The sequence below is a fragment of the Agromyces sp. Y782 genome (genome assembly GCF_059445405.1).
In genome coordinates this window covers 2,800,581-2,826,584 of record NZ_JCAIUG010000001.1, presented here as the reverse complement: position 1 = coordinate 2,826,584, position 26,004 = coordinate 2,800,581, and the positions used below count along the sequence as shown (strand labels likewise).

General features: G+C 69.5%; 21 protein-coding genes. 11 read left to right on the top strand and 10 right to left on the bottom strand.

What is annotated here, in order from left to right:
- Positions 1-70 precede the first annotated feature (70 nt).
- A complete protein-coding gene (locus AC1C2S_RS12815) occupies positions 71-631 on the top strand; it encodes a hypothetical protein (protein WP_495352905.1) in 561 nt (186 codons plus the stop codon).
- Entirely contained in the window at positions 628-1,428 is an 801-nt protein-coding gene (locus AC1C2S_RS12810; protein WP_495352904.1) for a hypothetical protein, read from the top strand. The genes AC1C2S_RS12815 and AC1C2S_RS12810 overlap by 4 nt, the downstream gene beginning before the upstream one ends.
- Before the next feature lie 7 nt (positions 1,429-1,435).
- Here the strand turns inward: AC1C2S_RS12810 and AC1C2S_RS12805 are convergent, their stop codons facing one another.
- Positions 1,436-2,455: a hypothetical protein gene (locus AC1C2S_RS12805; protein WP_495352903.1), complete on the bottom strand. Its 1,020-nt coding sequence runs from the start codon at positions 2,453-2,455 to the stop codon at positions 1,436-1,438.
- A 93-nt stretch (positions 2,456-2,548) separates the two neighbouring features.
- Entirely contained in the window at positions 2,549-3,271 is a 723-nt protein-coding gene (locus tag AC1C2S_RS12800) for a hypothetical protein (protein ID WP_495352902.1), read from the bottom strand.
- Between the two features lie 140 nt (positions 3,272-3,411).
- Between AC1C2S_RS12800 and AC1C2S_RS12795 the strand changes: the two genes are divergently transcribed.
- Positions 3,412-4,380, top strand: coding sequence for an acetylxylan esterase (locus AC1C2S_RS12795; protein ID WP_495352901.1), 969 nt, complete (start codon positions 3,412-3,414; stop codon positions 4,378-4,380).
- A 131-nt stretch (positions 4,381-4,511) separates the two neighbouring features.
- On the opposite strand, the gene rpoC is transcribed toward AC1C2S_RS12795, so the two are convergent.
- Together rpoC and rpoB are read right to left on the bottom strand one after the other, a co-directional pair.
- The gene (gene rpoC, locus AC1C2S_RS12790) at positions 4,512-8,408 is read right to left on the bottom strand and encodes a DNA-directed RNA polymerase subunit beta' (protein WP_495352900.1); all 3,897 of its coding nucleotides are present in this window, start codon (positions 8,406-8,408) and stop codon (positions 4,512-4,514) included.
- Positions 8,409-8,451: 43 nt separating this feature from the next.
- Positions 8,452-11,943 (bottom strand): DNA-directed RNA polymerase subunit beta, encoded by a 3,492-nt coding sequence (rpoB, locus tag AC1C2S_RS12785; RefSeq protein ID WP_495352899.1) that lies wholly within the window; start codon positions 11,941-11,943, stop codon positions 8,452-8,454.
- Between the two features lie 337 nt (positions 11,944-12,280).
- Between rpoB and AC1C2S_RS12780 the strand changes: the two genes are divergently transcribed.
- Both AC1C2S_RS12780 and AC1C2S_RS12775 read left to right on the top strand, forming a co-directional pair.
- Positions 12,281-13,033, top strand: coding sequence for a spermidine synthase (locus tag AC1C2S_RS12780; protein ID WP_495352898.1), 753 nt, complete (start codon positions 12,281-12,283; stop codon positions 13,031-13,033).
- A gap of 69 nt (positions 13,034-13,102) precedes the next feature.
- Positions 13,103-13,963: a spermidine synthase gene (locus AC1C2S_RS12775; RefSeq protein WP_495352897.1), complete on the top strand. Its 861-nt coding sequence runs from the start codon at positions 13,103-13,105 to the stop codon at positions 13,961-13,963.
- 164 nt (positions 13,964-14,127) lie between these two features.
- Here the strand turns inward: AC1C2S_RS12775 and AC1C2S_RS12770 are convergent, their stop codons facing one another.
- The 4 genes from AC1C2S_RS12770 to AC1C2S_RS12755 form a co-directional block, all read right to left on the bottom strand.
- Positions 14,128-15,795, bottom strand: a complete 1,668-nt coding sequence (locus AC1C2S_RS12770; RefSeq protein WP_495352896.1) for a glycoside hydrolase family 10-like protein — start codon at positions 15,793-15,795, stop codon at positions 14,128-14,130.
- 77 nt (positions 15,796-15,872) lie between these two features.
- Positions 15,873-16,733 (bottom strand): 5-oxoprolinase subunit C family protein, encoded by an 861-nt coding sequence (locus tag AC1C2S_RS12765; protein ID WP_495352895.1) that lies wholly within the window; start codon positions 16,731-16,733, stop codon positions 15,873-15,875.
- A gap of 102 nt (positions 16,734-16,835) precedes the next feature.
- Complete coding sequence (locus AC1C2S_RS12760; RefSeq protein ID WP_495352894.1) at positions 16,836-17,468, bottom strand: 5-oxoprolinase subunit B family protein; 633 nt, start codon at positions 17,466-17,468, stop codon at positions 16,836-16,838.
- Complete coding sequence (locus AC1C2S_RS12755) at positions 17,465-18,256, bottom strand: LamB/YcsF family protein (RefSeq protein WP_495352893.1); 792 nt, start codon at positions 18,254-18,256, stop codon at positions 17,465-17,467. Before AC1C2S_RS12755 ends, AC1C2S_RS12760 begins: the two co-directional genes overlap by 4 nt.
- Positions 18,257-18,304: 48 nt before the next feature.
- Between AC1C2S_RS12755 and AC1C2S_RS12750 the strand changes: the two genes are divergently transcribed.
- The 4 genes from AC1C2S_RS12750 to AC1C2S_RS12735 all read left to right on the top strand — a co-directional run bounded on the left by AC1C2S_RS12750 (position 18,305) and on the right by AC1C2S_RS12735 (position 22,562).
- The gene (locus AC1C2S_RS12750; protein ID WP_495352892.1) at positions 18,305-19,498 is read left to right on the top strand and encodes a PQQ-dependent sugar dehydrogenase; all 1,194 of its coding nucleotides are present in this window, start codon (positions 18,305-18,307) and stop codon (positions 19,496-19,498) included.
- 4 nt (positions 19,499-19,502) lie between these two features.
- A complete protein-coding gene (locus AC1C2S_RS12745; protein WP_495352891.1) occupies positions 19,503-20,105 on the top strand; it encodes a SprT-like domain-containing protein in 603 nt (200 codons plus the stop codon).
- Positions 20,106-20,261: 156 nt separating this feature from the next.
- Positions 20,262-21,761: an HNH endonuclease signature motif containing protein gene (locus AC1C2S_RS12740; protein ID WP_495352890.1), complete on the top strand. Its 1,500-nt coding sequence runs from the start codon at positions 20,262-20,264 to the stop codon at positions 21,759-21,761.
- A gap of 189 nt (positions 21,762-21,950) precedes the next feature.
- On the top strand, positions 21,951-22,562 hold the full coding sequence (locus AC1C2S_RS12735; protein ID WP_495352889.1) for a CGNR zinc finger domain-containing protein: 612 nt from the start codon (positions 21,951-21,953) through the stop codon (positions 22,560-22,562).
- A gap of 46 nt (positions 22,563-22,608) precedes the next feature.
- Here the strand turns inward: AC1C2S_RS12735 and AC1C2S_RS12730 are convergent, their stop codons facing one another.
- Entirely contained in the window at positions 22,609-23,193 is a 585-nt protein-coding gene (locus AC1C2S_RS12730; RefSeq protein WP_495352888.1) for a 2-phosphosulfolactate phosphatase, read from the bottom strand.
- 80 nt (positions 23,194-23,273) lie between these two features.
- On the bottom strand, positions 23,274-24,527 hold the full coding sequence (locus AC1C2S_RS12725; RefSeq protein WP_495352887.1) for a hypothetical protein: 1,254 nt from the start codon (positions 24,525-24,527) through the stop codon (positions 23,274-23,276).
- A 100-nt stretch (positions 24,528-24,627) separates the two neighbouring features.
- On the opposite strand from AC1C2S_RS12725, the gene AC1C2S_RS12720 reads away from it, so the two are divergent.
- Both AC1C2S_RS12720 and AC1C2S_RS12715 read left to right on the top strand, forming a co-directional pair.
- On the top strand, positions 24,628-25,197 hold the full coding sequence (locus AC1C2S_RS12720; protein ID WP_495352886.1) for a hypothetical protein: 570 nt from the start codon (positions 24,628-24,630) through the stop codon (positions 25,195-25,197).
- Positions 25,194-25,823, top strand: coding sequence for a DUF1684 domain-containing protein (locus tag AC1C2S_RS12715; RefSeq protein WP_495352885.1), 630 nt, complete (start codon positions 25,194-25,196; stop codon positions 25,821-25,823). Before AC1C2S_RS12720 ends, AC1C2S_RS12715 begins: the two co-directional genes overlap by 4 nt.
- The last annotated feature ends 181 nt before the right edge of the window (positions 25,824-26,004 follow it).

Below are 26,004 nucleotides of genomic sequence, written 5' to 3'. Positions count from 1 at the left end.
ACCTACCGAACACCGCATGTACCGAACCGCGCACCGAACACCGCGTGCACCGAAGGCAGGGAGCCGAGCGATGACCGACCGCCTGACCGGGATGCCGTCGACTGCGACGAGGACGGCGACGGTCGGTGGGGCCGCGGGCCAGCCGAAGCTCGGGGGCCGTGGCGGGGCCCGCGCACTCGGAAGCGGCGGTTCGGTCCTACCCGAGCTCTCCGAGGCGCCGCCGCATGTGCGCCGCTGGTGGCTGCACCCCGCTTTCATCGTCTCGGTCAGCCTCACCTTCCTCGCGCTCACCGGACTCGTCGTCTGGCTCATCGTCTCGGCCCTCACCGACTCGAGCGTGAAAGTCTCCGCCCTCTCGGTGAATACCGAGTCCGGCAACCTGCGCCTGGACTGGTCGGGTCCCGACGCCGACTACGCGCTCTTCGCTGTTTCCGGCGACGGCACCGCGAGCGACCTCACTGGCTTCGTGACCGGCACCGAGGCGTGGCTGCCCGCAGCAGCGGGGCTCTACGACGACCGCACCTGCTTCGTGGTGCGCCCCGCGGGCGATCAGGGCGAGGTCTCGCTCGACGCCGCCACCGTCGCCGAGCAGAAGGGCGCGAGCATCTGCGCGGCGGACGCCGCCTCGTGACCGCGCCCCGCAGCGCCGCGGGCCGCTCGGCGGGCACACGCGCGGCGAGCCGCCGAGGCATCCGGATCGCCGCCTTCGCCGTGGCCGCCCTCACCGCTCCCGCCCTGCTCACCGCCTGCAGCGCGGCGGCCGAGCTCCCGGCCGCGCCGAACGGCATCGACGCCGAGTCCTTCGACGGTGCATCCGGCAACGGCCTCTGGCTGGCCCCCTCGAGCGAGATCGCCTCGATCATCGTCCAGTCGGTGCACGCCGCCGGCCCGGTGTCGATGCGGGGCACGGTGAACGAGTTCATCTTCACCGAAGAGGGCGAGACGCTGCCCGCCCGCATGCTGACGATCGACTTTGCGGGCCGGCCGTCGGGCTATCGCGCGCACTTCCTCGCGGGCGACCTCGAAGCGCAACTGCTCGTCGATGGCGGCAGTACCCGGGTGCGAGGCAACGACGCCTACGCCGCCTCGAGCGGCCGCCCCGAACTGACGTCCGCGCAGTGCACCGTCGGCACCGATCCGGCCGCCGCCCGATGGGCGCCGTTCACCGAGCCGGCCGCCGTGCTCGACGCGGTACTGTCCGGCGCGCAGCTGTCGGTGGCCGCTCCCGACGTCGACGACGACACCCTCGCCGTGCAGATCGGCTCGTCAGAGGCGATGGTGGGCGTGCTCACGGTCGAGCGATACGGTTCGCCGCTGCCCCGTTCGCTCAGCGTCGCCGAACTCGAGGGTGATACCGAACTCGCCTTCACGGCGTGGGGCGATGCCATCGACCTCGACGCGGCCGCCGCCGAGCTGCCCTGCGGCTGAGCCGGGCTCAGCGCGCCTGCGGCCCCGCCGCGACCTCACGGTCGTAGGCCTCGAAGGCCAGGCGGTTGCGCTCGGTGACGGCGCGGCCGCGCGCGGCGATCCAGCCGCCCAACCAGATCGGGATCTCCCGGGCGATGACGGCTGCGACGATCGCGAACGGGTCGAGCCAGCGTTCGGCGATGAATTGGGAAGCCTGGTCGAGCGTCAGCGTCCACGCTTCGACGGCCAGCAGTGCAGCGCCGATGTACGAGAAGTACACGAGCACCCCGACGAGGAGGCCGAACACCGCGTAGGTCCACCACGGGCCGCGATTGACGATCGCCGCGAGCAGCGCGAAGGCCAGGAAGAAGACGATCACCGGCACCCAGAAGGTCGGCTGGGCGAGGAAGTCGGCGACGCCGAGGGCCTGGCCGGCGGGCGCTCCGTAGTTCAGGTACAGCACGTATGCGATGACGGCGTAGAGCACGCCGAACAGCACCGTGCCGATGAGTGCGACGAGCACCCCGAAGCCGCGGTTGCCCCTCGCCTTCGGCGGGGTCGGGGCCTGCACGTAGATCGTCTGCGGCCCGGCCTGCGGAGCGACGTAGAGGGGTTCGGGCGTCTCATCGGCGAGTGTCGCGGCGCCGGCGGCCGTGCCCGTCGCCACGGTCGCAGCCGGCACGTAGGTCTCGCGCCGTACGGTGTCGGCGGGAACGGGCAGAGGTGCGGCCGCGACAACCGTGTCGTCGATGCCGTTGGTCTCGGATGCCGCCGCGTCGGCGTTCGCGCGCTCGACGGCCTCGTCGAGGCGCGAGGTCACTGCGAGGTCGTCGCTGCCGGCATCGGGGGCGGGCTCGGCATCGGTTCCGAAGGCCGGTTCGACCGGGGTCGGCTCGTCGCTCGCGTCGATCGCGCCCGTGCCGGTCGCATCGCCCGTGCCGGTCGCATCGACCGCGGGGTCCACGGCGTCGACGCCGGCGCGGTCGTCGACCGGACCGGTGTGCTCGTCGTGTCGCTCCGGTTCGCTTCCGGGAGTCGTGCTGCTCATGATCGCGCTCCTTCCGGGCAACGCTCGTACCCGCGGTTGACCAACTGTAGCAACGCGCAGCCCCCGAGACCGGGAGCGCACACGGCGCTTCGCTCAGCCGAAGATCGTCGCGACGATGTCATGCGTGTACCCGTCTGCGGTGACGTTCGACCAACGCGTGGCCGACCAGATGCCCTCCCGAAGGAAATGCGACTCCCCTGAAGCGCCCGCGTCGGACGACGACTCGACGACGCATCGGGTGCCCGAGAGCTCCGCGTAGCACGCGAAGCCACTCGCGCCGAGGTGCTCCAGCATGGAGACCTGCTGCTCGGGGCTGAGACTCGAGATGTTCGTGATGATGCCCACATCGCCGCCGCCGTTCGGGCTCACCCACGCACAGGTGAGGGCGGATGTCGCTTCGAGCACGGTGATCGCTCCGGCGTCGTTCGACCCCCAGAAGGGCCCGTTGCCGGGCGTCTCCGTCCACTCCGGGTTGAGGGCGAGGCCGCCGAGCTCGGCATTCCAGTCGCGAGTGTAGATTTCGGCGCACTCCCCCGGCACCGCAGCGGTCGCCGGCGTCGCACCCGGTGTCGCGGGTGGGTCCGAGGAGGGCGTCGTCGCCGTCGAGCCGGGCGACGTGCTCGGTGACGCCGACCCTGCGGCGCCAGCTCCTGCCGCCCCGCCGATGGCGGTGCCGACGAGCACCGCGACGACGGCGACCAGCAGCACCGCGATCACGACGAGCCAGAACAGCGGGCGCTTCAGCAGGGGTCGAGGGGCACCGGCACCCGTCGGTGCCGACACCGCGGATCGTGCAGGCGGAGTGTGCTCGGTCATCGCGAGTCCTTCGGTCGGCTGCGTCGGCGTTTCGAGCGAGCGTAGCGCCCCGTGCGACGTCTTGTCACTGGCGCACTCTGCGCCGGCGACCGGCCGCGCTACGCTGACCACCGATTCCACCATTGACCCGGAAGGACCCCGTGCCCCGCTTCGACCGCCCCTTCGACGAGCTCCGCGACTATCGACCGGAGGTGGCCGAACCCGCTGACTTCGATGAGTTCTGGGCATCGACCCTCGCCGAGTCCCGCGCCCTCGCCCAGCCGCCGCGTCTCACCCGGCTCGATTCACCGCTCAGTTCGTTCGAGATCTTCGACATGACCTTCAGCGGCTTCGCCGGGGACCCGGTACTGGGCTGGTTCGTCGTGCCCGCAGGTGCAACGGGCGCGCTCCCCGCCGTGGTCGAGTACAACGGCTACGGCGGCGGCCGAGGCCTGCCTCATGAGCGGCTCGCCTGGGCCGGCGCGGGCTACGCGCACTTCATCATGGACACCCGCGGACAGGGCAGCGCCTGGGGCACGGGCGGCGGCACGCCCGACCCGCACGGCACCGGGCCCTCGTTCCCCGGCTTCATGACGCGCGGCATCGACGACCCCACGGGATACTACTACCGCCGGGTGTTCACCGACGCGGTACTCGCGATCGACGCGATCCGATCCCTCGACCGAGTCGACGAGACTCGCGTCGCCGTCTGCGGCGGCAGCCAGGGCGGCGGCATCGCGATCGCCGCGGCCGGCCTCACCGACGGTCTCGTGGCAGCGATGCCCGACGTGCCCTTCCTCTGCCATTTCGAGCACGCTGTCGGCATGACCGACCGGGACCCCTACCGAGAGATCACGCGTTACCTCTCGGTGCAGCGCGGCGCTGCCGAGCAGACCTTCCGCACGCTCTCGTACTTCGACGGTGTGAACTTCGCCAAGCGGGCGAGCGCGCCGGCGCTGTTCTCCGTGGCCGGCATGGATCCGATCTGCCCGCCGTCGACCGTCTATGCCGCACGCAACCACTACGCGGCGGCCGCCGACATCGTCGAGTACGACTTCAACGAGCACGAGGGCGGGCAGGGTGTGCAGTGGCAGCGTCAGGCCGAGTGGCTCGCGACCCGCTTGGGCTGAGCGGATGCCGCGGCATCCGTCGCCTCATGGGGTGATCGGATGCCGCAGCATCCCTGAGACGGAACAGGGCCCCGGATCGCTCCGGGGCCCTGTTCGTTGCTCACTTCGACACGCTCAGTGAGCGGTCACACTCAGCTGTAGTTGCCGGGGGTGAAGTCGTCGCTCGAGAATGCGTCGAAGTCGACGAAGCTCAAGTCGCCCTCGGTGAAGGCCGCGTCGTCGGTGAAGATGCGGTTCGGGTACCGCTCCGCCTTCGCCTCCTCAGTGGCCTCGACCGCGACGTTCCGGTACTTCTGCAGACCGGTGCCGGCGGGGATGAGCTTGCCGATGATGACGTTCTCCTTGAGCCCGACCAGCGGGTCGCTCTTGCCTTCCATGGCCGCCTGCGTGAGCACGCGGGTGGTCTCCTGGAAGGAAGCGGCCGACAGCCACGACTCGGTCGCCAGCGACGCCTTGGTGATACCCATGACCTCCTGACGGGCCGAAGCCGTCTTCTTGCCCTCGGTCAGCGCGGCACGGTTGATGCCGTTGTACTTCAGGCGGTCGACGAGCTCACCGGGCAGCAGGTCGGTGTCGCCGTGGTCGACGACGGTGACCTTGCGCAGCATCTGGCGCACGATGACCTCGATGTGCTTGTCGTGGATCGGCACGCCCTGCGAGCGATACACGTCTTGCACACCGTTGACGAGGTGCTTCTGCACATCGCGCACACCCTTGACCCGGAGGACTTCCTTCGGGTCGACGGTGCCGACGATCAGCTGCTGGCCGAGCTCGACGTGCTGGCCGTCTTCGACCAGGAGGGTCGAACGCTTGAGCACGTTGTACGCGATCGGCTCGTCGCCGTTGTCAGGCGTGAGGATGACCTTGCGCTGCCGGTCGGTCTCATCGATCGTGATGCGCCCCGGGGCTTCGACGATAGGTGAAGCACCCTTGGGGGTACGAGCCTCGAAGAGCTCCTGCACGCGGGGAAGACCCTGCGTGATGTCGTCGGCCGAAGCCGAACCACCGGTGTGGAAGGTACGCATCGTCAGCTGCGTGCCGGGCTCGCCGATCGACTGGGCCGCGATGATGCCGACGGCCTCGCCGATGTCGACGAGCTTGCCGGTCGCAAGCGAACGGCCGTAGCAGTTCGCGCACACGCCGACGGCCGACTCGCAGGTCAGCACCGAACGCACCTTGATCGACTCGACGCCTGCGGCGATGAGCTTCTCGATGAGCACGTCGCCGACGTCGGAGCCGGCCTCGGCCACGACCGTGCCCTTCGCGTCGACCGCGTCGGCGGCGAGGCTGCGGGCGTAGACCGCGTTCTCGACGTTCGGGTCGCGCACGAGCGCACCCGAAGCATCCGTCGTCGCGATCGGCAGTTCGAGACCCTTGGTCGTGCCGCAGTCGTCTTCGCGGATGATCACATCTTGCGAGACGTCGACGAGACGACGCGTGAGGTAGCCCGAGTCGGCCGTACGGAGGGCCGTGTCGGCCAGACCCTTGCGGGCACCGTGCGTCGCGATGAAGTACTCGGCGACCGAGAGGCCTTCGCGGTAGCTCGAGATGATCGGGCGAGGGATGATCTCACCCTTCGGGTTGTTCACGAGGCCTCGCATGCCGGCGATGTTGCGCACCTGCAGCCAGTTACCACGAGCACCCGACGTCACCATGCGGTTGATGGTGTTGTCGGTCGGGAAGTTCTCCTGCATGGCCTTGGCGACCTCGTCGGTCGCCTTGGTCCAGATCTGGATGAGCTCCTGGCGACGCTCGAGGTCGGTCGTGAGACCCTTCTCGAACTGGCCCTGGACCTTGGCGGCCTGCTTCTCGTACTTCGAGACGATCTCGCCCTTGTTGGGCGGCGTCAGGATGTCGGAGAGAGCCACGGTCACGCCCGAACGGGTCGCCCACTTGAAGCCGGCGTCCTTGATTCGGTCGAGGGTCGCAGCGACCTCGGTCTTCGGGTAGCGCTCGGCGAGGTCGTTGACGATCTCCGAGATCTGGGTCTTGCCCGCCTGCGCGTTCACGTAGGGGTAGTCGACCGGCAGCGCCTCGTTGAAGAGCGCACGCCCGAGGGTCGTCTCGAGCAGGTACGGCTTGCTCGGCACGAAGTTCTCGGGCGTCTCGCCATCGGCGAAGTGCAGCCCCTCGAGGCGGATCCTCACCGTGGCACCGAGGTCGAGCGCGATCTCACCCGGACGGTTCTGGTCGAACGCGAGGATGGCCTCGGAGATCGACGAGAACGCGCGGCCCTCACCGGCTGCGCCGGGCTTGCCCGTCGTCAGGTGGTGCAGGCCGATGATCATGTCCTGCGTGGGCAGGGTCACCGGACGACCGTCTGACGGCTTCAGGATGTTGTTCGAGGCGAGCATCAGGATGCGGGCCTCGGCCTGCGCCTCCACCGAGAGGGGAAGGTGCACGGCCATCTGGTCGCCGTCGAAGTCCGCGTTGAACGCAGCACACACGAGCGGGTGGAGCTGGATCGCCTTGCCCTCGACGAGCTGCGGCTCGAAGGCCTGGATGCCGAGGCGGTGCAGCGTGGGTGCACGGTTCAGCAGAACCGGGCGCTCACGGATGATCTCTTCCAGCACGTCCCAGACCTGCGGACGCGAACGCTCGACCATGCGCTTGGCCGCCTTGATGTTCTGAGCGTGGCTCAGGTCGATCAGGCGCTTGATCACGAACGGCTTGAAGAGCTCGAGTGCCATCTGCTTGGGCAGACCGCACTGGTGCAGCTTCAACTGCGGGCCGACGACGATGACCGAACGGCCCGAGTAGTCGACGCGCTTGCCGAGCAGGTTCTGGCGGAAACGACCCTGCTTGCCCTTGAGCATGTCGCTCAGGGACTTGAGGGCACGGTTGCCGGTACCGGTGACGGGGCGACCACGACGACCGTTGTCGAACAGTGCGTCGACCGCCTCTTGCAGCATGCGCTTCTCGTTGTTCACGATGATCTCGGGAGCACCGAGGTCGAGCAGACGACGCAGGCGGTTGTTGCGGTTGATCACACGACGGTAGAGGTCGTTGAGGTCGGAAGTCGCGAATCGGCCACCGTCGAGCTGCACCATCGGGCGCAGCTCGGGCGGGATGACCGGCACGACGTCGAGCACCATCGCGGCCGGCGAGTTGCCGGTCTGCAGGAAGGAGCTGACGACGCGCAGTCGCTTGATCGCGCGGATCTTCTTCTGGCCCTTGCCCTCGGCGATCTGCAGGCGCAGGTCGTCGGCCTCGGCGGCCAGGTCGAACGCCAGGAGGCGCTTCTTGATGGCCTCGGCGCCCATGTAGGCGTCGAAGTACATGCCGAAGCGGTCTTGGAGCTCGTGGAACACCGAGTCTTCGGGCTTGAGGTCGCCGACCTTGAGGGTGCGGAAGTCCTCCCACACGCGCTCGAGGTGCGCGATCTGCTCGTCTCCCGACTTGCGGACCTGCGTCATCTCCTTGTCGGCGGCAGCTTCTGCGCGCTTCTTCTGGTCGCTCTTGGCGCCTTCGGCCTCGAGGGAGGCGAGTTCCTCCTCCTTGCGGGCCATGAGCGTTGCGATGCGTGCGTCGCGCTGGTCGCCGATGGTCTTGATCTCGAGCCGGAGCTCGTTCTCGAGGCCGGGCATGTCGGCGTGACGACCTTCGTCGTCGACGTCGATCACCATGTAGGCGGCGAAGTAGATGACCTTCTCGAGGTCTTTCGGCGCCATGTCGAGCAGGTAGCCCAAGCGCGAGGGAACGCCCTTGAAGTACCAGATGTGGGTCACGGGCGCTGCGAGCTCGATGTGTCCCATGCGCTCACGACGAACGGAGGACTTGGTGACCTCCACGCCGCAGCGCTCGCACACGATGCCCTTGAATCGCACCCGCTTGTACTTGCCGCAGGCGCACTCCCAGTCGCGGCTCGGGCCGAAGATCTGTTCGCCGAACAGACCGTCCTTCTCGGGCTTCAGGGTGCGGTAGTTGATGGTTTCTGGCTTCTTGACCTCACCGTAGGACCACTTGCGGATGTCCTCTGCGGTGGCCAGGCCGATGCGAAGCTCGTCAAAAGTCGTTGCGTCGAGCAATTTCTCTCCTTGGAAAGTCTCTGGAATCGTCTACTGGCCTGGCTTAGATCTCGTCGATGTTCGACGACTCGAAGCGCGCGGAGATGTTGATGCCGAGCTCTTCCGCAGCGCGGAAGGCCTCGTCGTCGGTGTCGCGGAGGGAGACAGCCGTGCCATCGGCCGAGAGCACCTCGACGTTCAGGCAGAGCGACTGCATCTCTTTCATGAGCACCTTGAACGACTCGGGGATGCCGGGCTCCTGGATGTTCTCGCCCTTGACGATCGCCTCGTACACCTTGACGCGGCCGAGGATGTCGTCGGACTTGATCGTGAGGAGCTCCTGCAGCGCGTACGCGGCACCGTAGGCCTGGAGCGCCCAGACCTCCATCTCACCGAATCGCTGACCACCGAACTGCGCCTTACCACCGAGCGGCTGCTGGGTGATCATCGAGTACGGACCCGTCGAACGCGCGTGGATCTTGTCGTCGACGAGGTGGTGCAGCTTCAGGATGTACATGTAGCCGACCGAGACCGGGTACGGGAAGGGCTCGCCGGAGCGGCCGTCGTAGAGCTGCGTCTTGCCGCTCGAGTCGATCAGCCGCTCGCCGTCGCGGTTGGGGAGTGTCGAGTCGAGCAGACCCGCGATCTCCTCCTCGAGCGCACCGTCGAACACCGGGGTCGCGACCTTGGTGCCGGGCGCAGCCTCATGGGCGTCTTTCGGGAGCTTCTTGGCCCACGACGGGTTGCCCTCGACCTTCCAGCCCTGCTTGGCGACCCACCCGAGGTGGGTCTCCAGCACCTGGCCGAAGTTCATGCGGCCGGGGATGCCGAGCGGGTTCAGGATGACGTCGACCGGAGTGCCGTCTGCGAGGAACGGCATGTCTTCGACGGGCAGGATCTTCGAGATGACGCCCTTGTTGCCGTGGCGGCCGGCGAGCTTGTCGCCCTCGGTGATCTTGCGCTTCTGGGCGATGTAGACGACCACTCGCTGGTTGACGCCCGAGCCGAGCTCGTCGTCACCGTCTTGCGAGTCGAACACCTTGACGGCGATGATCGTGCCTTGCTCACCGTGGGGAACCTTCAGCGAGGTGTCGCGAACCTCACGGCTCTTCTCGTTGAAGATCGCACGGAGCAGGCGCTCTTCGGCCGACAGCTCGGTCTCGCCCTTCGGCGTGACCTTGCCGACGAGGATGTCGCCGGGCCGGACCTCGGCGCCGATGCGGATGATGCCGCGCTCGTCGAGGTCGGCGAGCAGGTCGGGGCTGACGTTCGGGAGATCACGGGTGATCTCCTCTTTGCCGAGCTTCGTGTCGCGCGCGTCGACGTCGTACTCCTCGATGTGGATCGAGGAGAGCACGTCGTCTTTCACCAGGTTCTGGCTCAGGATGATCGCGTCTTCGAAGTTGTGACCCTCCCACGGCATGAACGCCACGAGCAGGTTCTTGCCGAGCGCGAGCTCGCCGTTGTCGGTCGCAGGGCCGTCGGCGACGACCTCGCCGGCCTCGATGCGGTCGCCCGTGTTCACGAGAACGCGGTTGTTGTACGAGGTGCCCTGGTTGGAGCGGTCGAACTTGCGCAGGAAGTAGTTCTGCGTGCCGCCCTCGTCGAGCTGCACGGTGACCGAGTCGGCTGAGACCTCGGTGACCACGCCCGACTTGTCGGCGGTGACCACGTCACCCGCGTCGACCGCGGCGTAGCCCTCCATACCGGTTCCGACGAACGGCGAGTCGCTGCGCAGCAGCGGCACAGCCTGACGCTGCATGTTGGCACCCATGAGGGCGCGGTTCGCATCGTCGTGCTCGAGGAACGGGATCAGCGAGGTCGCCACCGACACCATCTGGCGCGGCGAGACGTCCATGTAGCCGATCTCGTCTGCGGGGAAGAGGTCGACCTCGCCGCCCTTCTTGCGGGCGAGCACGCGCTCTTCGGCGAAGTGGGCGTCTTTCGTCAGCGGGGCGTTGGCCTGCGCGACGATGTGGTCCTCTTCCTCCATCGCGGTGAGGTAATCGATCTGCTCGGTGACCTTGCCTGCCACGACCTTGCGGTACGGGGTCTCGATGAAACCGAACGAGTTGATGCGCGCGAACGATGCGAGCGAACCGATGAGGCCGATGTTCGGGCCTTCCGGGGTCTCGATCGGGCACATGCGGCCGTAGTGCGACGGGTGCACGTCTCGCACCTCGACACCGGCGCGGTCACGCGAGAGACCGCCGGGGCCGAGCGCCGAGAGACGACGCTTGTGGGTCAGACCCGCGAGCGGGTTGTTCTGGTCCATGAACTGCGAGAGCTGCGAGGTGCCGAAGAATTCCTTGATCGCGGCGACGACGGGTCGCACGTTGATCAGGGTCTGCGGGGTGATCGCCTCGATGTCTTGCGTCGTCATGCGCTCACGCACGACGCGCTCCATGCGGCTGAGGCCGGTGCGCACCTGGTTCTGGATGAGCTCGCCCACAGCGCGGATGCGACGGTTGCCGAAGTTGTCGATGTCGTCGACGTCGAGGCGCAGGTCGACCGCCTTGCCGGCGCGGCGGCCGGGCAGGGTGGTGCGCTCATCGTGCAGGGCGACGAGGTACTTGATCGTGGCGACGATGTCTTGCACCGTCAGCACCGAGTCGGTGAGGGGAGCCTCGAGGCCGAGCTTGTTGTTGATCTTGTACCGGCCGACCTTGGCGAGGTCGTAGCGCTTCGGGTTGAAGTAGAAGTTGTCGAGGAGCGCACGCGCGGCCTCGGCAGCGACCTGCTCGCCCGGACGGAGCTTGCGGTAGATGTCCTTGAGCGCCTCTTCCTTCGTGAGGATGTTGTCCTTCTCGAGGGTGAGGGCGATGGACTCGTAGCCGGCGAACTCTTCGAGGATCTCTTCCGAGGTCAGGCCGAGGGCCTTGAGGAACACCGTGACCGACTGCTTGCGCTTGCGGTCGATGCGAACGCCGACCTGATCGCGCTTGTCGATCTCGAACTCGAGCCAGGCACCGCGGCTCGGGATGACGCGAGCCGAGTAGATGTCTTTGTCAGAGGTCTTCTCGGCGGTGCGGTCGAAGTAGACACCCGGCGAACGCACGAGCTGCGAGACGACGACACGCTCGGTGCCGTTGATCACGAACGTGCCCTTGGGGGTCATCAGCGGGAAGTCGCCCATGAAGACGGTCTGCGTCTTGATCTCACCCGTGAGGTGGTTCATGAACTCCGCGTTCACGTACAACGGTGCTGAGAAGGTCTTCGACTTCTCTTTGCACTCGTCGATCGTGTACTTCGGAGGCTCGAGCTCAGGGTTGGTGAACGAGAGCTGCATGGTCTCACCGAGGTCTTCGATCGGGGAGATCTCTTCGAAGATCTCCTCGAGACCGGTGGTCTCAGGCAGGTCTTCACGACCGGCTGCCTTGCCATCAGAGAGGCGTGTCTTCCACGCATCGTTGCCGACGAGCCAATCGAAGCTCTCGGTCTGAAGGGCGAGCAGGTCGGGTACCGTGAGGGTATCGGTGACCTTGGCGAACGAGAGACGGCTTGCACCGCGTCCGTTCTTGGGGGTGGGCGTGGTTGCGTTGCGCGCAGCGGCCAAGTGAAAAACCTCCATGGCCCCGTCGGGCCGGTTCACTGTCGGTAGCGGAGAGTGGAACCCCTCAGACGAATGCGGCCGAATATCCCAGCGGTGAACCGCACAGAATCTCGACACGTACACGAAGCCGACCGCAATATGAAGGCATGGTGGGTCTGGGAGCGCAAAGGTTAACTATATGCCGCCAGGCGCGCCGTGTCCAGTCGATTCTTGATTTGTCTGCGATTCTCCGGTATAACCCGATTTCGCGTCCACTCAGCACCGGCTTTCCGACCGGGCAAGGCACCCTGCCAGTCGACAGGCAAGGCGACAGGCGAGGCATCCGTGACACGATTCGTGAATGGAGCCGCGCATCGAATTCGAGGCCGACGTGTTCTCGTCGAACGGCTTGACCCTGCTCGTCGACGGCACGGCCCAGTCGCACGTCGACGCGGTCGATCCGACCCGATTGTTCTTCGAGTACACCCGTCGCATCGGTCACGTCGTCGACGCCCTCGCCGCGCCGGGTACCCCGCTTCGCGTACTGCACCTCGGCGGCGGCGCCCTCACGCTCGCCCGCTACGTGGCGGCGACCCGGCCCGATTCCGAGCAGCTCGTCGTCGAGCTCGACCGCGAGTTGCTGAGCACCGTGCTCGCGCGCCTGCCGCTGCCCGCCGACGCGCGCGTCACGTTCGTGATCGGCGACGCGGCATCCGTCATCGCCACTGTCGCCGAGCAGTTCGACCTCGTCATCGTCGACCTCTACAGCCGACTGGAGGCGCCGGCGTTCGTCGATTCCATCGAGTTCATGAGCGGATGCCTCGGACTCACCGCGCCCGGCGGCGTGCTCGCCGTGAACGTGGCCGACGCGGCGGGCCTCACCCGGCTCCGGAGTCAGACGCGGGCGATCGCCCGCGCCGATCCTTCGGCGGCGCTCCTCGTCGCCGGCGACCCGAAGGTGCTCTCGGGCGCGGAAGAGGGCAATGCCGTGCTCATCGCCGCACCCGCCCGTCTGCCGGTCGGGCTTCGCGAGCAACTGCTCACCCTCGGTCCGCATCCCGCCGGCGTGCTCGACGGCGAGCGACTCGACTTCGCGCTCTGGGGCGCATGCTGAACACGTGCCGCACTCGCTCGCCCGCGAGCAGCGGCTCCCCGACGGGCGGTGCGCGGTAGCGTGGCATCCGTGCCAGACCTCGAACGCCGCCTCGCCGTCAGCGGCCACCTCGCCCGGCTCGAGGAGTCGCGTCAAGCGCCCGGCTCGTGGACCCTCTACGTCGACGGAACGCCCCAATCCCACGTCGAGCTCGAGCGGCCCGACTGGCTCGGCTTCGAGTACGTACGGCGAATCGGCCACGCGATCGACCTCGTGCGCCCAGACCGGCAACCGATCACCGCGGTGCATCTCGGCGGCGGCGCGCTCACCCTGCCGCGGTACGTCGCGGAGACCAGGCCCGGTTCACGCCAACAGGTGATCGAGCTCGAGTCCGAGCTCGTCGATCTCGTGCGCGAGCACCTGCCACTCCCCCGCGGCGCTCAGGTGCGCGTGCGCCACGGCGACGCTCGCGAGGTGCTCGCGAAGCTGCCCGCCGGACTCGACGGCGCCGTCGACATCGCGGTCGTCGACATCTTCTCGGGCGCCCGCACACCCGCGCACGTCACGAGTGCGGAGTTCTACGGGCTCGTCTCGCCTCGACTCGCGCCGGGCGGCATCGTGGCGGTGAACGTCGCCGACGGCGCCGGCCTCGGCTTCGCGCGGTCGCAGGCCGCGACCCTCGCCCACGTCTTCCCGCACCTCGCGATCGCGGCCGACACCTCGATGCTGAAGGGCCGCCGCTTCGGCAATATCGTGATGTACGCCTCGCACGACGAGCTGCCCTTCGACGGTCTGCCCCGGCGCCTCGCGAGCGACCCGGCCCCGGCGAAGCTCGTCGACGGCGATGAGCTCCGGCGCTTCATCGCAGGCGCACCCGTCGTGACGGATGCCACGGCGGTGCCGTCGCCGCCACCCGCCCGGTCGATATTCCTCTCGAAGCCCGGCGCCTGACGCCTGACCCTGACGCCTGGCGCCTGGCGCCTGACGCCTGACGCGGCATCCTTCCCTCTCGCTGTCAGTCGCGCCCGCCATCAGATCGGGGATCTGCGCAGAATCGGATGGATTCCCACGTAGATCTCCGATCGAGGGCAGATCTCCGTTTTCTGCGGCTCGGCTCAGCGGGTGGTGCGCACCCGGCTCGGCGGCGTCTCGTTCCAGACCCGGTCGAGCGCGGTCACCGCGTAGCTGTAACGGACACCGGCAGCCGCAGTCGCGTCGACGAATCGCTGCATCACGCTGTCGGCGGACCGAATCGTCGCGATGAGGTTGCCCGGGTGCTCGACGTCGATCTGGTCGACGCGACCGTCGACCCGGTAGATCGCGAACGAGGTGGCGCGGAGCTTCGGCGGTGCAGCATCGAGCCAGTGCAGCGCGACACCACCCTCGGACCGCAGTGCGGTCGCGAGCACCGGGGTGCGCACCTCGGTCGCGGGCAGCCACGGCATCGCCGGCACGATCGCGGGCCGCGAGTAGTGATCGGCCAGCACCCGCGACATCGAGCCCTGCGGGTCGGCCGGCACGTGCTTGGCCGAGAAGTAGACGTTGCCGTGCACGGGCGCCTGTGCGGCGTCGATCTCACGGTCGAACGTGAGGTGGTTCGAGAGTTCCGCCGGGTCGGTGAAGACACCCGAGGTCACCTTGTAGAGGGCTTCGCCGATATAGAGGTGCGTTCCGGATGTCGCGGCGACGTCGGCCCACCACGGCACGAGCTTCGCATAGTCGGCGACCGCAAGGCCGAACTGCCAGTAGATCTGCGGGTTGATGTAGTCGAGCCAACCCTCGAGCACCCACTTGCGGGTGTCGGCGAACTGCAGGTCGTACGACTGCGAGCCGGCCGTCTCCGAACCGAGCGGGTCAGTCGCGCGGTTGCGCCAGATGCCGAACGGGCTGATGCCGAACTTGACCCAGGGTTTCAGCGCCGTGATGCGCTCCGAGACGGAGCTCACGAACGTGTCGACGTTGTGCCGGCGCCAAGCGGCGATGTCGTCGAAGCCGGCGCCGTGAGCGGCGTAGGTCGCGGCATCCGGAATCGACTGCCCGGCCACCGGGTACGGGTAGAAGTAATCGTCGAAGTGCACGCCGTCGAGGTCGTAGTGCTCGACCGAATGCAGGATCGCCTGCTGGATGTGCTCCTGCACCTCGGGCAGTCCGGGATCGAAGTAGAGCTTGCCGCCGTACGCCCAGATCCATTCGGGGTGCACCCGCGCGGGGTGCTCGGGCACGAGTGCGGCCGGATCGGCCCCCATCGAGACGCGGTACGGGTTGTACCAGGCGTGCAGCTCGAGGTTGCGGCGGTGCGCTTCCTCGACGATGAAGGCGAGCGGGTCGTAGCCCGGGTCCTGCCCCTGCACGCCCGTGAGGTATTGCGACCACGGCTCGAGCGGGCTCGGCCAGAACGCGTCGGCGGTCGGGCGCACCTGCACGAAGACGGCGTTGAGATTGAACTGCTCGGCCACGTCGAGCCAGTGCAAGAACTCGGCGCGCTGCTCGTCGGCGGTGAGTCCGGTGCGCGACGGCCAGTCGATGTTCACCACCGAGGAAATCCACATCGCGCGGAGCTCGCGCTTGCGGGATGCCGCTGTGACGGCGGCAGCATCGGCGGCTGCGTCGCCGGTCACGGACGATGCGATCGCGGGGGTCGCGGCGAGCGTGCCGACGGTCACGGTGAACGCGGACGCCGCGGCTCCGGCGACCGCGAGAGTGAGGAACCCCCTGCGGTGGAGCGCGGGCGAGGTCTGGGCGGGCGGTGTCTGGTCAGGGGGCGGTGTGCGGTCGAGGGGCATCGTTGATCCTCCGAGTCGGTCCGTTTTGGAAGATACTTCCACGCCCGACACCGGATGTGAAGAGTTGTTTCCACAGGTCAGACGTGACGGAATCGCACCTCGTGCCCGGGCCCCAATTGCGCGACGGCATCGAGCGATGCGGGCGCGACGATCGCGATGACGGGATAGCCGCCGGTGACCGGGCGATCGGCCAGCAGGACGGTCGGCCGGCCGTCGCCGGCGACCTGGATCGAGCCCGGCACCGTCGCCTCGCTCACGAGCTCGCCGGGCACCCGCCGCTCGAGTGCGGGGCCGGTGAGGCGGGCGCCGACCCGGTCGGCTTGCTCCGACACGCGCCATGCGGTGTCGAAGAGGGTCGCACGTGCATCGTGCGTGAACCAATCGGCGCGCGGCCCCGGCAAGAGGGCGAGCGTCACGGCACCGGTCGGCGGCGGGAACGCCGCTTCACGGTCGAGCAGGGGCACGGATGCCGCGGGCGCCGCGCCGATCGTGAGCACACGACCCGCGGCGACGGGGTCGGGACCGATCGCGGCGAGCGTGTCACGAGAGCGCGAGCCGAGCGACTCGGGTTCGTCGATGCCGCCGCGCACCGCGAGGAGGTATCTGAGGCCCTGTGCGGCCGGTGCGATCTCGAGCAGCGCACCTGCACTCGCGCGTGCAGCAGTGTAGAGCGCGACGGGCCGGCCATCGAGCGTCACCGGCCCCCAAGCGCCGGCGACCGCGATCCAGGTCTCCTCCTCGAATCGCGCACGGAACCCGCCGAGCAGGATCTCGAGCCCAGCCGTGCCGTCGGGGTTGCCGACGAGCCGGTTCGCGAGCGCGAGGGCTGCGCGATCGAGCGCCCCTGAGCCGGCGACGCCGAGATGGGCGAGGCCCGGCCGGCCGAGATCCTCGACGAGCACGAGCGGCCCTGTCTCGAGCACGGTGAGACTACTCATGGGCGATCACCGCCCCGGCACAGCACCCTGAAAGCCACGGTGAGACCGCTCAAGGGCGATCACCGCCCCGGCACAGCACCCGGAAAGCCACGGTGAGACTACTCATGGGCCGTCGACCGCCCGGAAGCGCACGCGACGGCCGGGCACGAGCAATGCGGGCGCCGGGTCACTCGGATTCCAGAGCACGGCATCGGTGCGCCCGATCAGACGCCACCCGCCGGGGCTCTGGCGCGGATAGACACCGGCGAAGGCTCCGGCGAGTGCGACGGCACCCGCTGGCACCCGGACGCGGGGAGCGTCGAGGCGCGGCACCTCGAACGGCCAGCCGTCGCTCACGAGGTAGCCGAATCCGGGTGCGAACCCGATGAACGCGACCCGCCACTCCGCGGCCTGGTGCCTTGTGGCCAACGCCTCGGGCGAGACACCGAGGAGGCCGGCCGTCTGCCACAGGTCATCGCCGTCGTAGACGACATCGATCACCGCCTCGCCGGCGACCTGACCCGCGCGCCGCGCACCGGCCTCGGACGGGATGCGCCGCACCCAGGTCGCCGCAGACTCGAGCGGCAGCCGCTCGGGATCGACCGCGACGAGAATCGTGCGGGCGGCCGGCACGAGTTCGATGACGCCAGCGGGCGGCTCTGCCGCGAGCGCGTCGTGCAGTGCCAGCACCTCCTCAAGGGAGTCGCACTCGACGAGCAGGGCTGCGTCACCGCTCGGCAGCAGGCGGCGGCTCACGCGAACGACTCGATCGAGATGTCGGAGCGTTCGAGCGCAGCACGCACCGCCCGGGCGATCGCGACGGCACCGCTCGTGTCGCCGTGCACGCAGAGCGAGTCCGCGGCGAGCTCCACCCTGCTGCCGTCATCGGCGGTGATGCCGCCGGTCTCGACGATCTCGAGCGCCCGATCGGATGCCGCGGCCGGGTCGTCGATCATGGCGCCCGGCTCCCCTCGCGGCACGAGGGAGCCGTCGGCCACGTACCCCCGATCGACGAACGCCTCACGGGCGTACCGGATGCCCGCGGCATCCGCTGCCCGTTCGACCGCGCTGCCCGGCGGGCCGAGCACTGGAAGCGAGGCGTCGTAGGCGGCGACGGCCTCGACGAACGCATGAGCAGCCGAGTCATCGCTCGTGAGCCGGTGATAGAGGGCGCCGTGCGCCTTCACGTAACGCACGCGGGTGCCGGCCGCACGGGCGAGTCCGTCGAGGGCGCCGAGCTGCGCGAGCAGTTCCGCGGCGATCTCGGCGGGGCTCGTGTCGAGCGCGCGTCGCCCGAAGCCCGCGAGGTCGCGGTAGCCCGGGTGCGCGCCGAGCGCGACGCCAATGCGGGCGGCGAGCCGAGCACTCCCGAGCATCGTCATCGGGTCGCCCGCGTGGAAGCCGCACGCGATGTTCGCGCTCGAGACGAGGGCGAACATCGCCTCGTCGTCGCCCAGGCGCCACGCCCCGAACGACTCGCCGAGGTCGCTGTTGAGGTCGATGCTGTTCAGGTCGATGCTGTTCGCATCGTTCTCGACGGGCATGCTCCCATTCTGGCGCGGACTCGCGCAGACTGGGGTGGGGAGGGCCGGATGCCGCGCAGTCATGCTCGAGACGACCTGCGTCTGCGCGCAGCATCCGTCGCCCTGATCGCGCTCGTCGTGCCGTTGGCCGGTCTTGCCGGCTGCGCATCGGAGCCGCCCCTGCCGAGCCCGACCCCGCTCGCATCCACGGATGCCCCGCCGTCGACGTCACCGCCCGCGACGCCTGTTCCCCCGCCTCCCGTGCTGCAACCGGCCGGCACCCCGGAGGCGATCGCGGCGGGACTCGACGCGCCGTGGTCGATCCTGTTGCTGCCGAACGGCGGCGTGCTCGTCAGCGAACGCGACAGCGGCGACATCGTCGAAGTGCTGGCCGACGGCTCACTGCGGGTCGCTGCCACCGTGCCCGGCGTCGCGGCGGGGGGCGAGGGCGGGCTGCTCGGTCTCGCCTTTCTCGCGAGCGACGGGGAGCGGCCCGATCGCGTCTACGCCGCGCACACCGCGGCATCCGACAATCGGGTCGTGCGGATGCCGCTGACCGGCGCACCCGGCGCACTCGCGCTCGGCGCGCCGGAGCCCGTCGTCACCGGCATCCCGCGCGGCGGGGCCAACCACAACGGCGGCCGCATCGCGTTCGGGCCCGACGGCCTGCTCTACGTGACCACCGGTGACGCCGGCAACCGGGATGCCGCGCAAGACCCCGCCTCGCTCTCGGGCAAGATCCTGCGAGTCACGCCCGACGGCGCGGCGGCACCCGGCAACCCCTTCGGGAATGCCGTCTGGAGCCTCGGCCACCGCAACCCCCAGGGCATCGCGTGGGACGCGCGCGGCGACATGTGGGCCGCGGAGTTCGGGCAGAACACGTGGGACGAGCTGAACCGCATCTCGCGCGGCGGCAACTACGGCTGGCCGATCGTCGAGGGCCAGGCCGGCGACGGTCGGTTCCTCGACCCCGTCGTGCAGTGGCCCACCTCCGAGTCGAGCCCGAGCGGGCTCGCGGTCATCGGCGACACGCTCTTCCTCGCGGCGCTGCGCGGCGAACGCGTCTGGACCGTGGCACCCGCGACGAGCGGCGGCGCACCCACCGCGACTCCCTGGTTCGCGGGCGAGCTCGGGCGCATCCGCGACGTCGCCGCCGGACCCGACGGCTCGCTCTGGCTCATCTCGAACAACACCGATGGGCGAGGGTCGCCCGGCGATGGCGACGACCGGTTGTACCGGGTGCCGCTCGCGCCGACCGGCTAGGTGGGTGCGGGCGCTGGCGCTGGCGCTGGCGCTGGCGGCCGGAATCTGCACCCGATCGGGGGTCGCCGCCTTCTCGCCGGTGTCGCCGGTCAGCGCTATTGTCTGTTCCATGGCGGATCTCGAGCGCGTGCGGCGGTGGGCCGAGGCCCTCATCGCGCTGCATCTCGACAATGCCACCTGGACGTTCGGGTTCGACAACGCGAAGAAGCGCGCCGGCCTCTGCAACTACACCGACAAACGCATCTCGGTCTCGCGCTACCTCGCCGCCCGCTACGACGATGACGAGATCCACCAGATCCTGCTGCACGAGGTCGCGCACGCCCTCGCCGGGCCGCGCGCAGCACACGGGCCGAAGTGGGCGTCGATCGCATCGAGCCTCGGGTACGTCGGCCGTCGCACCCATGACGGCGAAGTGGCCCACGAACTCGCGCCCTGGATCGGGCAGTGCCCCGCCGGCCACGAGCACTTCCGCTACCGCGAGCCGCAGCGCCAGTTGAGTTGCGGACTGTGCCGCCGAGGCTTCGACCTGACGAACCTCATCGTGTGGCACCGCCGCGAGATCACCGCCGCGGTGCGGCGCAAGGCGGCGAGCGCGGCGAGCGGCTGAGCGAGGTAGGCGCACACGCCGCCTGCAGGTCGTCTCGACACGTGCGAGTCGACCGCGCACCCGTGAGGTTCGAGAGAGCCGACGGATGCCTCCTGCCGCGCACCAGCTCGGCTGCCCGCTTCGTCGGCGTGAACCCCCACTGACTCATCCTCCACAGTGTCGCATTCGCCAAGTTCTCCACAGGCGGTTTTCGCAGATCAGGTTTGTTTTCCGACCCGCTCCGAATGTCGGTGGGTGGGTGCAGGATCGAAGCATGGAAGAACACCCGCGACCGCTGCAGGCGCTCGAACGCGACCTCGATGCCTTGCGCGCGAGGTGGGCAGACGGCCTGCCGGCGTTCGGTGCGACCACGGGTTCGACGCAAGGCGAGCTCGAGCAAATGAGCGACGCGGCCTTGATGCGAGTGACCGAGACGCTCGCGCAGGTTCGCCGCGACGCAGACGCGTTGCTGACCCGGGTTGCCGCCGAAGTCGCCAAGCGCTCGGGCAGCACGTTCGGCAACGACGGCCTCGCGAAGGCGCAGGGCTTTCACAACCCGGTCAGGCTCATCGCGGCCTCCCTCGGCGGTTCGCGGGGCGATGCTGCGAAACTCATCGCGGTCGGCACCGCGACCGCCGAACGGCAGACCTTCGGCGGCCACCGGGCCCCGGCGCCCACCCTTACGTCGCCGCCACCTTGGCGACTGCGTCGATCAGTGTCGAGGCGGCCTCGGCGATCACCTCGATGCTCGACCGCGTCACGCTGCGCGCCGACGCGGCACTGGCGGACGTGGTCGAAGCCGCACTCGTCGAACTCGCCGGGCGGGTTTCCCTCGAGTTGCTCATGCGCGGAGTCCGTGAAGCAGAGGCGCGTCTCGACGAATCCGGGGTCGAGCCCCGCGAGGAGGCCCTCCGGCAGGAGCGGTCCTTGACGATGCGTGAAGACGGCGCCGGCATGCTGCACCTGCACGCCCGGCTCGACCCGGAGTCCGCCGCACCCCTCAAGGCCGCCATCGAGGCGCTCGTCAGCGACGTGTTGCGCCGACGGGAGCCCAAACCCGACGAGACGGGTGCCGTGATCGAAGATGCACGGTCGATCCCGCAGATCCAAGCCGACGCACTCGCCGCTCTCGCCCGGCACACCCTCGGCTGCACGCAGACCCTCACCCCGCTTGCCAAGACGACCGTCGTGATCCGCCTCGACCTGCGCACGCTCACCGACGGGCTCGGGCATGCCGGCATCGATGGCATCGAGCAACCGATCTCCGCCGGCACCGCCAGGCGCATGGCCGCCGACGCCGAACTCATTCCCGCCGTCCCCGGCGGCCAATCCCCGCCACTCGACCTCGGTCGCACCGCTCGCCGCTTCACGAAGGCGCAGCGTCTCGCTCTCGCTGAGCGCGATGGTGGCTGCGCCTCGTGCGGGCAGAACATCGGCTACGTCGACGCCCACCACATCCGCTGGTGGAAGCGCGACGACGGGCCGACCGACCTCGCGAACGGCGTACTACTGTGCAGCTTCTGCCACCACATGATCCACCGCGAAGCTTGGGAGATTCGCGCGACCGCGAGCGAGGTGTGGTTCATACCACCACCGCACGTCGATCCGCACCGGACACCACGACTTGGCGGCAAGGCGCGCTTCGCCTTGCCCGAACGTCAGCACGCTGCGGCCTGACCCGGGAATCAGCCGACCCCGACAGGCGCATCGTTGATGTGTCCCGACGCCCGACGGCCCGACGCCCGGCGCCCGGACTCAGAGATCGCGAGGCGCCTCGCTCGCTACGTCTACGACCATGCCGTTCGCCGCATACATCCCCGAGCCACGCCGTCGATGAGGCGACCCGTCAGCCAGTACCTTGGTTGTATGCCCGTCTCCACCGTCTCGATCGCCGTCGGGCAATGGTTCACCAGCGGCGAAGGCACTCGCTGGTGGTTCGACTCGGGTTCGTTCGCACTCGACTTCGCCTACACCGGCCAGATCGGCGGCCTGCAGTCGGGCGAAAGACTCCACGCGCCCGATGACCTCACGCGGTGGCTGCACGAACGGTTCCCTGTGCCCGTGGGCGCGGCGCGCTCCCGCGATCTCTTCGACGCGATCGCACTTCGCGATGCGATCAGCCGCATGGCGGTGGCCGCGAGCCGCGAAGAGCAGCTGCGCGCCGCCGACGTCGACCTCGTGAACCTCTATGCGGCCACACCCGACATTCCGCCGTCGCTCGCGGGCGGCACCCGGCAGGCCGGCCGCTCGGTGCAAACCGTGCCGCAGTCGCTCTCCACGATCGCGCGTGATGCCGTCGACCTCTTCGCGCCGGCGAGCGTCGAGCGCATCCGCTGCTGCTCGGGCGCCGACTGCGAGGTCGTGTACCTCGACACCTCGAGGGCGGCGAGTCGTCGATGGTGCTCCATGCAGCGCTGCGGAAATCGCGCCAAAGTTCGCGCACACCGGGCGCGGAAGGCCGTGCGCCCCGCCGCGTGAGTGGTCACCACGACGACCGCGCGACGACGAAACGCGGGCACCTCGATTAGTCGACGGATGCCTCGGCGGCCGCCCCGCTCGGGCGAACGACTCGGACCGTCTGGATCGAGTCGAGTGCGGCGACCCCGTGCAACTCGACGGTGCTCATGCCCGCGGCTGCGGCCGCACGACCCGAGACCGACGCCGAGGTGAGGTGACGCACCGCCCGGCGCAGGCCCCCGAACGCCGCGCTCGCGACCGCGGCCTCTGGTGAGGTGTCGTCGATGCCGAGCGACGCCAGCGCATCGATGACGGCTCCCGCACCGAGCAGGTCTTCAGCGGTGAACCCCTCCTCGGCATCGCCCGCGGCGATGATCGCAATGAACGCACGGCGCCCGAGACGTTCCTGCTCGGCGAGGATCCAGCGCGCGGTCGCGGTGGCGTCGACGAATCCCGCGGCGAGCACTGCGGCCTGCGCGGGAGCGAGCTCGACGACGCCATCGGGCAGGTCCTGCGCCGAGGCATCCGGAACCACATCGACCCAGACGAGCAGGTCGGCGCCGGCGCTGATGCGTGCCGTACCGGGGCGACCCCAGTCGAACCGCACCTGATACGTCGATTGGGCCTCGGGGCCCGGGTTCTGCTCGTTCACCCGCACAGGTTATCCCGTGCGGCGGGGGTGCCTGCGCCGGATGACGGGGATCTCGACGCGGGCCGCGGCGCGGGAACCGCTCACATCGCGCGGTAGAGCGCCAGCGCCTCGGCGTCACTCGCCCGCGATGTCGCCCGGCGCGCCGCGTCGAGCGCCGCCACCGGATCCGGCTCCTGATGGGCGATGAGGAGTTGGCGTTCGGCCTCCGCCAGCCTGGTGCGGGCGTCGGCGCCGACCGCGTGTCCGCCCCGATCGATCGCCGCACGGGCAACCCGCAACTGGCTCTCGGCGATGGCGATCGCCCCGCCGAGCGCCCCGCGGGCGCCGTCGAGACGGCCCTGCGCGTTGCGAGCCGCAGCGCGTGCGACCTCGAGCCGGTCCCGGCACGCCCGGAGCCGGTCGCGGTCGGTGAACGGGTCGCCGGCCAGTTCGGCACGCCCGGCCATCGCGGCCGAGCCGTCGCCGATCGCCGATCCGAGCACCTCGGCAGCGTCGGGATCCTCCTGGGCATCGCGCTCGCGCCGCGCTGCCACGAGCTCGCCGTCGAGTGCGGCGGCCTCCCGCGACGCATCCGATTGCGCGGCCGCGAGGGCCAGTTCGACGGCGTCGATCTCATCGAGGTCGCGGGTCGCGCGTACGAGCGCATCCTCCGCAGACCCCAGCCGACCGGCCGCCGGCTCGGCACGTGCGAGGCTCGCCTCGGCCGCGTCGAGCGCGACGGTCGCCTCGACGAGCGCGGCATCGACCCGGGTCGCCGCCCCTCGCCCGGCGGCGAGCGCCGATGGCGCGAACCTCGAGCCGAGTCGCCCGAGCATCGCCTCGGCCTCGAGTCGTCGGCGGCCGAGCTGCTCGACCTGCTCGCGCAGCGCCGGCAGTTCGGCGTGCGCCCCGCGCTCGCTGCGTCGCCTGGAGGCGAGTGACGACTTCGCATCGTCGAGCACCCCGATCGCAGAGACGCAGAGGCCTTCGATACGGGCGCTCCAGGTGCGTCGTTCGGCCACGGTATCGACCTCGGCGTCGTCGAGACGCTGCTGCAGGATGAACGCCTCCCGCAGCCAGCCCCGTGCCGAATCGAGCGCCGTGTGCATCGCCCGCGCCTGCTCGGCGCCGAACTGCGCCTCCGCGTAGGCGACTTCGCGTTCCGCATCGCGCACGGCGTTGTCGGCCTGCACGATGAACACCTTGGCCCTCGCCTCGGCCTCGGCGCCTTCGGCGAGCGCGCCGCGCTCCCGACGCGCACCGCTCCGGCGCAGCGCCACCACCGCACCGGCGACTGCGGCGACAGCGGCCGCGAACACGACGAGGGAGGGCAACCACCAGAGTCCGTCGGGCATGAGCGGGAGTCTAGGCGTTCGTGGTTCGGTTGAACCGTGCGTCAGCTTCGAATCCGGCGCGGCGCTTGGCAGGGGCATCCGAGCGCCCTACTCTCAGCTCATGCGGGTGCTGCTGAAACTCACGCTCGATTGCACTCCGGATGCCGCATGGCGGGCGCTCCGGAGTCCGGCCGTGCTGCGCGAGGTCGTCGCGCCGTGGCTCGACTTCGACTCGCTCGAGCCGGGCGGTCTGCCGACGGTCTGGCCAGAGGGACCGCACCGCTTGCGCGTGCTCGCCTTCCGCCGCTATCCGATCGGCGAGGAGCGCGTCGAGCTGAGCAGCCCGGGCGGCCTGCCCGTCGGCGTGCGGATGCTGCGCGACGGCGGTGGCGCCGAGACCGGGCCGTTCGCCGCGTTCGAGAGCTGGGATCACCGCATGGCCGTCTCGGCCCTGCCCGATGGTCGCACCCTCTACCGCGACCGGTTGCTCGCGAGCGCCGGCGCCCTCGACGCGCTCGCCTGGTATCCGACCTGGGCGTTCTGGCAGTGGCGCGGCATGCGGCTGCGACAGCTCGCACCCGGTTGGCGGTACGACCCGCCGGGCACCGCCGATGCCGCCGGTGCCGCCGGTGCCGCGGCATCCGAGACCACGGCAACGGCGACGCTCGCCTCGATGGGGGCGGCGGCATGACCGACACGATCGGCGCCCTCCAGCTGGCCGACTGGCGACGACGCGTCTTCGGACTTTACTCGGGCGTGCGTCAGTTGAGCGTGCACTCCCCCGCTGCCGGCCATGAGCTGTGGAAGTCCGCGCGAGACGAGCTCTTCGCGGGGCATCCGCAATCGCCCCTGCTGCCCGACGACCGGGCCAGCTTCACCGGACTCACGGTGGCCAGGTACGACCCCGACTGGCGGTTCGAACTCGAGGTGCGCCGCGCCGCCGAGCCCGTGCGCATCACCGTCGACAGTGCGACCGACGGCGTGATCCCGTTCTCGCTCATCGGCGAGGTGCGCGTTCCCTACCTCGGCACCCTCGACGTGTGGCGGCTCACGGGCTACGGCGGCGGACTCTTCCTGCCCGTCAAAGACCGACTCGCCGGCACCCCGGGCGGCACCTACGGCGGCGGGCGATACCTGCTCGACTCGGTGAAGGGCGCCGATCTCGGGCCGGGCGCCGAGCCCGACTCCCTCGTCATCGACTTCAACTTCGCCTACAACCCGTCGTGCGCCTACGATCCGTCGTGGTCCTGCCCGCTCGCCCAACCGGGCAACACGCTGCGCGAAGACGTGCCCGTCGGCGAACGGATGCCCCGCTGACGGCGGTTGCACAGGGTCATCCGCTAGAGTGATCGATGGCGGCCGCGATGAACGCGCCGCTTGCGTCGTAGAAACGCTTCCGGGCACCGCACATCGTGCAGTGGCCCGTTGACTCTCATACGGCGAACGGATGCGCCGACCGGCGCCTTCGCCACAACACCCACCGCCGGGCCGAGAACCC